The 476-nt window shown below is 45.0% G+C and carries 1 protein-coding gene; it reads right to left on the bottom strand.

Annotated elements, in window-relative coordinates:
• A partial coding sequence (locus A3739_RS21830) for an FAD-binding oxidoreductase (protein WP_231877127.1) occupies window positions 1–412 on the bottom strand: 412 nt, incomplete at its 3' end.
• Between the last annotated feature and the right edge of the window lie 64 nt (window positions 413–476).

Raw genomic sequence — 476 nt, 5'->3', positions numbered from 1 at the left:
CCGGGAAGATCTTTCCACTCATTTTGCTACGTTGAAGACGATGATAAGCGTTGCCGGCTAACAAGACGGTATTTGCTGTGACGACACCATTCTCGGTAATAACTTGAGGGCGTTGGCCCTGCTTGATGTCCACAACCAGTGTGTTCTCGAATATTTGTACGCCTAGTTGTTGAGCCGCAGCAGCTTCTCCCAAGCATAGATTGAGAGAATGCAGATGCATGTTCTTTTTATTGTAGAGCGCGCCGTGATAGATCTCTGTCTCTAGGTAGTCAGGAATATCGTTCTTCAGTAGAAGCTTGACCTGGTCTCCCATGCCATTTGCGAGAGCTAAGTCGTAACTTGCTTGGAGTTCTTTCATGTGGCTTGGTTTATAAGCTGCATGTAAATGGCCATATTTCAGGTCGCAATCGATATTATATTTTTGAACGCGTTCTTTAATGATGTCATGACCACGCCAACGCAGATTCCAAATAAAG

The sequence above is a fragment of the Oleiphilus sp. HI0067 genome (genome assembly GCF_001635735.1).
The sequence above is the reverse complement of the archived record's forward strand: the minus strand, read 5'-3'. Positions and strand labels throughout refer to the sequence as shown.